Source organism: Bradyrhizobium acaciae (genome assembly GCF_020889785.1).
GTDB lineage: Bacteria > Pseudomonadota > Alphaproteobacteria > Rhizobiales > Xanthobacteraceae > Bradyrhizobium > Bradyrhizobium acaciae.
The window spans coordinates 1-9,646 of sequence record NZ_JACMYK010000212.1 but is presented as its reverse complement, the minus strand read 5'-3'; the positions used below and the strand labels follow the sequence as shown (position 1 = coordinate 9,646).

Genomic DNA, 9,646 nt, shown 5'->3' with positions numbered 1-9,646 from the left:
GCGCCGCGGCCTGGCCGACGGCATGCCGGCTGAACGGCTGACCTTCCAGCAAATTCCGACGATTGCAAGCCTGCCCTTTGCCGATCGATCGTTCGACGGCGTGCTGTGCGCGAGCGTGCTCGAATATGTCTCCGACGTGGCGCAATGCCTCCGCCAGATCCATCGCGTGCTGAGGCCCGGCGGATTGCTGCTGGTCTCGATCCCGAATCGTGGATCGCTGCTGCGCCAGAGCTACAAGCTCGCGCACGCGGCATCAGTGCGCCTGTTGGCGCGACCGTTGTTCCGCTACCTCGCCTTCTCCAAATTCGACACCTCGCCGGCCGCGATGCAGGCCCTGCTGCGCCAGCATGGTCTCACAATGCTGGTCTCAAGCTTTGCCGGCTCCCCGCTGCCTCCGGCGCTCGACCGCCGGCCGACGGTCGGCACGCTGATCAACATCCTGGCCCGCCGCGATAATTGACCCAGCGGGCTGACGCCTGCCTCACGCCTTGATCGCCATCAATGACTTGGTCATGCCGAGATATCGTTCGCGGTAGATCTTCGCGTCCGGAAACGTTTCCGTCATCTCGCGCCAGTCGAACAGATGCCAATCGGGCGCGGTCCGCTTGAACCAGAAGCGGTTGAACACTGCGATCAGTGCGATTTGCAGCCGCCTAGGCAGCAGCACGATGAGGCCGGGCAGCCAGGTATGGCTCTCGACCGGAAAGTAGCGGTATGGCGTCTGCACGTAGAAAGACCTTGCGACCCGCGAGATCTCGCCGGCAAAGCGGTTCTGGTGCTCGCGCGCAACATTCAGAAACTCCGCGTCGCTCTCGATCGTCACGACGTCCTGCTTCGGCCCCGTGACATGTTCGATCACCGACGAGCAGAAGCAGAAGTCGAACGCCTGATCGTCGAACGGCAGGCGCTCAGTCTCCTGCAGCAGCACCGTCTTGAAGCCGAAGCGCTCGCGCGCAAACTTCAAATCATCTGCCGAAATGTCGCAAACCGTGATGTCGGTATGGCGCGGCAGGATCGCGCGAATGTGCCGCCCGGTGCCGCCCCCGAGATCGAGGATTCTCGCATCCAGCGGAAGGTTCACAGTGCGGACGAGGAACTCGCCGCGCCGCTGGCGCGCTGCACTGGAAAATCGGGCTTGAATCGCGCCCAGCACTATCAGTCTCCTGCTACTTGATGGCCTCGAAGAAGATCGACTCATCCGGACGATTGTCGAGCCGATCGATGTCGGGACAGACGCCCTCGCGATAGGCCCTTGTATGGGTCTCTGCGCACCCCGCCTCGCGGAACAGTGCCGCCAACGACGCGCGAGTATAGCCCCAGTGATGCGCGAAGGCGGCCTCCTTGCGCCGCTCGATCTCGAACACGCCCTTGAGGAAGGCCTGCGGTGCGGCCGGATCGTAGAGCGCGACGATCCTCTCCATGTCGGGGACGACGATGCGGCACACGCCGCCCGGCGCCAGCACCCGCACGATCTCCCGCGCCAGCCGCTCGACCTCGTCGGGAAACAGATGCTCGAACACATGCGCGCTGAACACCGCCGAGAGGCTGCCATCCGCGAACGGCAGCGGCCTGGTGAGGTCCATGTAGCGGAGCCCGGCGAACTTGCCTTGCTGATGCTCGGCATAGCGGGCGTCGCTCAGCAAGCCCGCAAGATGCAGCGCCTTCGCCGCGAACGGCAGGCGCGCGATCCACAGATGCATCGTGATGTCGGTATTGATCCAGCCCTCGATGCCGCAATTGAAGGCGCCGATATGCAGCCTCGAGAGCGCGCGGCCGGATGCGTCGTCCGTCATGCCTGCTCCCGCGCCGAATTGGTCAACACGACGGTGATCACCGACGCCGCGCTGGAGGCGACCATCGCCGCAACCGCGCCCAATACCCCCCACACGCCGGCCGCAGTCGGCAGCACGCAGCTCAGCGCGACGAGCCCGGCGATCCGGCTCAGCATGAACCGCTGCGGCCTGCCGGTCGCAAACAACGGCAGCGTGAGGCCGAGCCACACCGCATCGAGCCCCATCGCAATTCCCATCAGGGCAAGGCTACCGGTGTCGATGTCATAGGTCTGTCCGTGGATGACGAACGCGAGAATGCGCTGGCCGAGCATCACCACCACCGCGCCATAGGCGGTGGCGATCGAGCCGAGCAGCAGGGCATTTTCGCGCGCGGCCGCAGTGACCGCGCTGCGCCGGCCTGCGCGCAGCTCGGCCGCGATCTCCGGCAAGCGGACCGAGAACATCGTCGCGCAGAACTGGCTGAGTGGTGCGAAGACCAGGAGCAGGATCCGCAACGACGCGCTGGCGTCGAGTCCGATGAGAGCACCACAGACCGGGATCAGCCCGATACTGCCGATCCAGTAGGTGAGCGAGGTCGCGACGAACCAGCGGCCGTTCCGGAACAGCCGCCGCAGCGAGCCGCGGAAGATCCTGGCTTGCGGCCAGGCCAGCTCGCGCGTGTAGCACAGCATCAAGCTGCCGGCGACAGCTGCGGAGATCGCGATGCACGCCATCGCCGCCGCTGCGCCGGTGAGCCTGAGGACGATCATCAACTCGGCCGAAGCGACCAGCACAACGCAATAGGTCAGCGAGGACGCCAGCGCGCGCGGCAGCCGCCCGTCGAGATAGCAGATGCGGCGGAACATGCTCTGTAGCCGAACCGCCGGGATCGCCAGCCCCGTCGCGATCACGAGCTCACCCGCGTTCCCCCCGAAGGCAACGACCACGAATCCCGCAATCACCAGCAACAGGCCAAGCGTGGCCGAGACGGCAAGCGACGACAGATAAAGGCCAAGCCGCAACTGCGGCCATCGCGATCTCGGGATGCGATGCGCAGTGGCCGGCAAGCCGTCGTCGAACATGCCGCGCAGAAAGACCGCCTCGACCAGGATCGAGAACGACCAGGCAACGCTGAACCGGCCGAACGAATTGATATCGAGCACATTGGCCAGCACGATCGTCAGCACGAAGGCCGAGCCGCTGAGCAGCGCCTGATCGATCAAGCCGAGCGCAACGTTGCCGCCGGCGCGCCGCAGCCGACGGAGAGTTCCGCTCACGGCAGCGGCGACCCGGGTTTGGGCCGCGACGCGATCCAACCTGTCGGTCAACGCACTCATGCCTCACTCACGCGCAATCTGGTGAACGCCCGCCGCGGCGCCATTTGCAGCCTCGCCTCCGGGCCGAAATAGCACCAGAACACCAACACGCAGCCGAAATAATTGTGCAGCAGCTGGCTGGAGTCGTTGGCGGACGCGATTACGACGAACAGCAGCATCGCGAACGGCGCCAGCCAGTACGTCCCCTTCCGTTCGAACGTGAAGACGATGCTATTCCACAGCGCCCGCGCCAGCAGCAGCACGTAGAGCGCGCCGCCGAGCAGGCCGAATTGGAGGAAGGCGTCGAGATAGGAATTCTCGAACGAGCCGAACTCGGTATTCCACGGCGCCATGCTGGTCAGCTCGTTCGCCGGCGAGTTCGGCAGCTCGTTGAAGAACCCCGAAAAGCCGTAGCCGAGCCAGGGATGTTGCCAGAAGAAATATGGCCAGACCGACCAGAGGAACGAGCGGCCGGTCAGGTTTCCGCTGCGGCCGACCAACCCGTACAACTCGTCGCTCGGCACGGCAAACACGACGAGTGCAACAAAGGCGAGGCAAAGCCAGTAGATCGACGCAGCCCCTTTGTGCCCGAGCACCACCAGCAGCAGCCCGAAAGTGACCGCGAGAGCGGTCAACATGCTGATCAACGGCCCTGCGGCGCCGGCCGCGGCGAGCGCAAAGAGATGACATCCCATCAGCAGCAGCGACCAGCCGAATTGCTTGCGCGGGCCCGCAAGCATCCGCACGAAGCAGATCAGCACCATCAGGCCGAAGAAGGCGCCTGCGAGGTTCTTGTGGCCGAACACGCCGGCGTAGGCCTGGGTCCCGAGCACCGTCGGCCGATGCAGCGGGTCGTAATCCCATTGCGAACCGATCACCGGAAACAGCACGACGTGGACGATCAGCACCACGATCCCGATCCGGAACAGGGTGTCGACAAGGCGATCGACCGGGCAGTTGACCACGACCCACGCCGAGAACATCGTGGTGAGCAGATACATCGCAAACTTGACCGACGAGCCCGCGGGGTCGGCACTCAGAAGTAGCGACACCAGCGCGAAGGCGATGAACGTCAGATAGAGATGCGATTGCAGCATCAGCAGGCCGAAGCGCTTTCGATCGACCGCAATGTGCAGCATCAGCAGGACATAGAGCAGCAGCCACGCGACGCGGAACAGCGTCGATTCGCCGGCACGTTCGGCGAAGGAGATGCCCTCGACGAAATTGAACAGGAAATAGATGCAGCCCAGCACCATCACCAGATAGGCGTGCAGAAAGACATCGGTTCGCCACCACCATCGGCCGATCATGGCACGGCCTCCTGCCGGGCCGGCGCCCGCGAGAGATGATCGACCGCAGCAGTGAAGCGCGCAGCTGAGTCGGCAAGCGCATCGCGTCGCACGCTTTGCCGGGCCCGCTCCGACATCGTCTCCCAGCGCGTGGGATGTTCGAGCAGGCCGCGCGCAGCTTCGACCCACATCCGTTCATCGAGCGCGCAAACATGGCCGTTGACCCCGTCGCTGACCAATTCGCCACCCGCCCCGACATGGCGCGACACCAGGCAAGGAACGCCGCACTGCAAGGCCTCGTTGCACACCAGCCCCCACGGTTCCAGCAGCGAGGGCAACAGCAGCAGCCGGGATTGCAGATAGGCCTCGGATATCGACTGCCACGGCACGTAGCTGTCGTGGCTGACATCGATGCCGGCCTCGCTAAATCGCGCCAGCATGCGCTGCTCGGCGGTGCCGGACCCGACCACGCGCACCTTGAGCCCCGGCACGATCCCCCCAAGCGCGATGGCGACGTTCTCGAAGAAGATCGCGTTCTTGGCGTCGTCGTTGATACGGGCGCACCAGAGCAGATGAAACGGACGGTCGTGGAAGGTAGGCACGGTCGCCGGCGGATCCCATGCCGGCACCAGCGGCACCACGAACAGATCGTCGTCGCGAACGCCCTGATCGCGGAAGTAGGCCCTGCCCTTGTCGCTGCAGCAGATGACCGCGTCGCACTGGCGCAGCAGCCATGGCCGTGCCAGCCGATGGTAGGCCGTATCTGGCATCGTCTCGCGCCAGCCGTCGATGGTGAGCGCAAGCGCCTTGCCGTTGGCGCGCGCCCAGGCCGCACCCGCCAGCATCGAGGGATAGAGCCCGTTGACGAGCAGCAGGTCCGGCGCGAGCGCGTTCAACGCTCGCCCGATCCCGATGTTGAGATGGGTGTGACGCGACCGCGACAGTGGGATCGATATGCCGGGCACCGTGCGCGTGGTGTAGCGCGGTGTGAACGTTCCGGCCCAGAAGCGGTCGGCCTCCTGCGCGGTGCAGGACAGCACGGCGAGATCCAGCCCACGGTCAACCAGCTCGTTGTAGAGCCGGTTCGTGTAGGGTGTGATCATGTTGTTGAAGACCACCACACGCGGGGCCATGGCTTATCGGTCCCGTGGCGGCGCCGCGTCGTGCCGGCAGATCGCCCCGCAATGATACGTCGCAAGCCGGGTCGCAAGCCCCGAGCCGACCGAGAGCAACGACTTCCGCACGAGGCTCTTGGCGAGCCCCTTTATGTGCGAGGTGTGGAACGTATGCACCGGCAGGCTGTGGTCCCAGGTGCCGAAGTCCTTGACTTTGAGTCCCACGGTCTCCAGTAGCAGCCGAAACGTATCGGGCGTGTAGAAATTGATATGGCCGATGTCGAGCGTCGATTGCAGCGCCCCGCGACTGGTCCGCGCGTGCAATTCGCAGGGCACCTCGACATAGATGAAGTCCCGCGAGACGCGGGCAAGCTCGTAAAGCAATGCGCGCGGTTCGGGCACGTGTTCCAGCACGTGGCTGGCATAGACGAGGTCGAACGTTCCATCGGCGAACGGGATCGTCGCACCGTCATAGCTGGACCAGCGGAACGGTGCCTGGGCGGCGCCGTCGGTCTCCAGATTGGTCGCGGGATCGATGACGTCGATGCCGGTGAAATCGCGGCCGACACCAATCGCCGACAGCCGCGCCAGCACCGCGCCGGTGCCGCAACCGACCTCGAGCACGCTGCCGATTTTGGCTGCGCAGGCGCCGAGCAAGCCGGCGATGTGATCCGCCTTGTCGACCGCGCAGACGCGGCGCCAGTCGCGCTCCTGCGCCGAATAGACGCCCTCATAATGCGCGTTGTGTCGTCCGACGCTGAATTCCATCGTCATGGTCTAGCCCTCGCCTCCGGCGGCATTCGGGCAAGCTCGTCGCCGCGGTCGTTCGATTTGCGCTCCAGATGGCGCCGTTCCGCCGGCGAGCTGCGATCGAGATCGTATCCGATGTCAGCCATGGTCTTGGTCAGGATGTCGACGTTCCGCTGCGGAACTGCCGCAAGGCCGGCCAGCAGCCTGTCCCGGTGCACCCAGCCCGGTCCCTTCAGGAGATCGATCGCCTCGGTGTAGAGCTCCGTCTTCACCAGACGCGCGAACTCGGCAACGACCTCGGCCGATAGGTCGGGCGGCAGCGCATCAAACATGGCGAGCGCCATGGCGCTGCGTTTGACGACGATCCAGCCTTCATTCGGGCCAAGCCGGTACGACATCCGCAGCAGGTCGAAATTGGCGTCGTTCAGACCCTGCCTTGTGTTGCGAAGCCAGAACAGCACCAGCCAAAGATAGGGATCGGCCGGTGCGCAGCCGAGTGCCTTGCGGACAGCCGTGTCGAGCTCGCCCATCCGAGCGTCGACCTGATCGCCGGACACGAGCGCGTTCTCGGCAAGTCGCAGCCGGATCACTGCCGCGCTGCGATCGCTTGCAGGCATGCAATCGGATCGCGCCGCGGCGCGCGACAGCAGTGGACCAAGGTCACCGAGCTCGGCGTCGCTGACCGGCACGTTCCGCAGGATCAGGTCGCCGGCGCCTTCCAGCCGGGTCTGCTCGACAAATACCGGCAGGGTGGTCGCGCCCCAGGTGACCGACGAGCACGCGAGCGCGGCCAGGAAGCCGCGCGCAAGCCAGATGGCGGCGCGCCGGGACATCGCACCGCGTGTCTCACTCGGTGTAGCCATATCGCCCATAGTGCGAGTTGTAATAGTAGTTCTTGCCGCCATAGCCGCTGTAGCGGCTCATCGCGGCGATATCGGCCTTGTTGAGCACGACGCCGAGCAGGTTCTCGTTGACCGCGCGGGCGCTGCGCAGCGCGCGCTCGACCACCTGCACCTGGGTCTTGCCCCATTCCACGATGAAGACGAAGGAATCGACGAAGTGCGCGGTGATGCGGACGTCGACCACCGGCGTCAGCGGCGGGAAATCGACGATCACGTAGTCATACTGGCCGCGGACCCCATCAATGAAATCCTTCATCTGGTCGGAAGCCAGCACCTCGTGCGAATGCGCGATGCGCGACCGTGTGGCGCCCGGGAGGAAGGCAAGGCCGGTCTCCGGATCGCGCCACAGCACGTCCTGCAATGTCGCATTGTTCGACAGCACATCGAGAATGCCGCGCTCGGCGTTCGCGGCGACCTTGCGGCTGAGCGAGGGATTGCGCAGGTCGCAATCGACCAGCAGCACGCGCGCCCCGCTCTGGGCGACCAGCTGCGCGAACACGAAGGCCAGCGTCGACTTGCCCTCGTTGGGCAGTGCCGAGGTCAGGCCAAGGATCTTCGACGGCTTGGTGACATTGAGGTCGGCATTGACCTTGATCGAGCGGATCGCCTCCGAGAACCGCGAGAACGGCGAATCTATCGCCGCCCACAGCACCCGCTCGTCGCCGCGCTGGATGGTGCGCGGGCCGACCGGCAGATTGGGGCGACCGGCCACCGGCGCCTTGAGCTGGCTCGGCGAGACGCGGGGAACGATGGCGACACAATCGGCGTCGAGGATGGTCTCGACCATTTCAGCGGTACGGAATACCCGGTCATAGAGGTCGCGCAACACGCTGAGCCCGAGCCCTGCGACCAGGCCGCCGAGCAGCGAGAGCGCCAGCACGACCAGGGTCTGCGGATGGCTCTTGCTCAGAGGACGCGAAGCACGGGTGATCACCCGGGCCTCGCTGACCGGGAACGACTGCTGCTGCACATTCTCCATGTAGCGCTGCAAGAAGTTGTCATAGAGCGAGCGGTAGGTCTGGGCCGAGCTCTCGAGCTCGCGCAGCGTGACCTGCGCCTGGTTGGTCGACTGCGACTGCGACACCGAATCGTTCACGGCACGCTCGATCTCGTTCTGGCGCTGCAGGGCGATCGCATAGTCGCTCTTGTAGCTTTCGGCGAGCCGCTTCAGCTCGTCGATGATCGACGACTGGATCTCGCGCATCTGGTTGCGCAGATTGACGGCGGCCAGATGATTGTAGCCATAGCGCGTCGACCAGTCGGCCTCGCGGTTGGCGAGCTCGAGATATTGGGTGCGCAGCTTGGTGATGACCTGGTTGTTCAGCGTATCGGCGACCGTCGCGTCGGGGACGCCGCCCTTCACCACCGCCTCGATGCGGTCGAGCTTGGCCTTGGCGTCGGTGACCTGCGACTTCACATGGAGCAGCTGCGTGTTGAGCTCGCCGAGTTGCTGCTCGTTGAGCAGCTTGCCGCTGGACGTGACGATGTTGTTGGTCTTCTTGTAGTCGAGCACGGCGCGCTCGGCATTGGATGCCTGCGTGCGCAGCTCCTGGATGCGGTCCTGCAGCCAAACGCTGGCGCGGCGCGTCGCCTGATACTTGGAATCGAGCTGGTCGACGATGTAGGCGTCAGCGACGGCGTTGGCGATCTGCGCCGCCCGCTCCGGATCGAACGAGCGGAAGCTGACCTCGATCACATAGGTCATGCCGCGTCGGCGGACATCGAGCTGCTTCTGGAAGCTGCGGACCGCACGCCGGGTCCGGTCGAACTCGTTGGGCGGCGCGCGGCCGGCGAACAGGCTGGTCACGAAATCCAGCACCGCCCCCGCCGCGCCGGCCCTGGAGCCGATGAATTCCGGATCCTCGTTGAGCTTGAGGTCCCGGATCACCGCAAGCGCCACGTTCTCCGACTTGAGAATCTCGACCTGGCTCTCGACCGCGGAGGAATCGACCGGGAGTTCGCTCATCGGCGATTGCTGCTGGAAGGCCTGGAATTTGCGGGTGTCGATGATCATCGTGGCAAGCGCGGTGTAGCTCGGCGCCGCCGTCGCGAGGTAGCAGATGCCGCCGAACAGGCAGAGCCCGGCGGTGCCGAGGATGACCCAGTACTGCCGGAGCAGATAGGTGACGAAGGCATCGAACGTTTCCGCCAGCGACGGCAATTCGGCCGGACGATTCCTCAGATCGACAGACGGTGAGATCTGGTTGCGCTGAAGCATCTCGTCCTATCGCCGCGCCGGCAGGGTGGATCCTGCCCTCGCGCCCTCCAATGATCCTGCGAAGCGTCCCGCCACCGAAGCGCATTGCTGCAGAGAGTTCTCCATTGGCGATCGGAGGTCCGCTCAGGGAGTGACGGTTGAGATGAGCGTGGTGCCCGTGGTCGCGCCGGTCGGCCCGTTGCCCGATGACGAGACCGACGAGGTGAAGCTGAAAATGCCGGTGGCCACGCTGTTGCCGTTGATGGCCTCGAGCGCGCCGCCGCCGGCGCCGGTCGCGCCGAGCG

9 protein-coding genes are annotated in these 9,646 nt (G+C 65.2%); 1 reads left to right on the top strand and 8 read right to left on the bottom strand.

Annotated elements, in window-relative coordinates:
* A partial coding sequence (locus H8A92_RS38205) for a class I SAM-dependent methyltransferase (protein ID WP_229200451.1) occupies positions 1-460 on the top strand: 460 nt, incomplete at its 5' end.
* A gap of 21 nt (positions 461-481) precedes the next feature.
* Here the strand turns inward: H8A92_RS38205 and H8A92_RS38200 are convergent.
* Genes H8A92_RS38200 through H8A92_RS38165 form a run of 8 tightly spaced genes read right to left on the bottom strand, consistent with a single transcriptional unit; the run spans position 482 to position 9,362 of the window.
* Positions 482-1,153, bottom strand: coding sequence for a class I SAM-dependent methyltransferase (locus H8A92_RS38200; RefSeq protein WP_229200450.1), 672 nt, complete (start codon positions 1,151-1,153; stop codon positions 482-484).
* 13 nt (positions 1,154-1,166) lie between these two features.
* Positions 1,167-1,793 (bottom strand): class I SAM-dependent methyltransferase, encoded by a 627-nt coding sequence (locus tag H8A92_RS38195; protein WP_229200449.1) that lies wholly within the window; start codon positions 1,791-1,793, stop codon positions 1,167-1,169.
* Positions 1,790-3,109: an MATE family efflux transporter gene (locus H8A92_RS38190; RefSeq protein WP_229200448.1), complete on the bottom strand. Its 1,320-nt coding sequence runs from the start codon at positions 3,107-3,109 to the stop codon at positions 1,790-1,792. The genes H8A92_RS38195 and H8A92_RS38190 overlap by 4 nt, the downstream gene beginning before the upstream one ends.
* Positions 3,106-4,398: an O-antigen ligase family protein gene (locus H8A92_RS38185; protein WP_229200447.1), complete on the bottom strand. Its 1,293-nt coding sequence runs from the start codon at positions 4,396-4,398 to the stop codon at positions 3,106-3,108. The genes H8A92_RS38190 and H8A92_RS38185 overlap by 4 nt, the downstream gene beginning before the upstream one ends.
* Entirely contained in the window at positions 4,395-5,510 is a 1,116-nt protein-coding gene (locus tag H8A92_RS38180; RefSeq protein WP_229200446.1) for a glycosyltransferase family 4 protein, read from the bottom strand. Before H8A92_RS38180 ends, H8A92_RS38185 begins: the two co-directional genes overlap by 4 nt.
* Before the next feature lie 3 nt (positions 5,511-5,513).
* Positions 5,514-6,266: a class I SAM-dependent methyltransferase gene (locus tag H8A92_RS38175; protein ID WP_229200445.1), complete on the bottom strand. Its 753-nt coding sequence runs from the start codon at positions 6,264-6,266 to the stop codon at positions 5,514-5,516.
* Entirely contained in the window at positions 6,263-7,105 is an 843-nt protein-coding gene (locus tag H8A92_RS38170) for a hypothetical protein (RefSeq protein WP_229200444.1), read from the bottom strand. Before H8A92_RS38170 ends, H8A92_RS38175 begins: the two co-directional genes overlap by 4 nt.
* The gene (locus H8A92_RS38165) at positions 7,089-9,362 is read right to left on the bottom strand and encodes a polysaccharide biosynthesis tyrosine autokinase (RefSeq protein WP_229200443.1); all 2,274 of its coding nucleotides are present in this window, start codon (positions 9,360-9,362) and stop codon (positions 7,089-7,091) included. The genes H8A92_RS38170 and H8A92_RS38165 overlap by 17 nt, the downstream gene beginning before the upstream one ends.
* Positions 9,363-9,646: the final 284 nt, after the last annotated feature.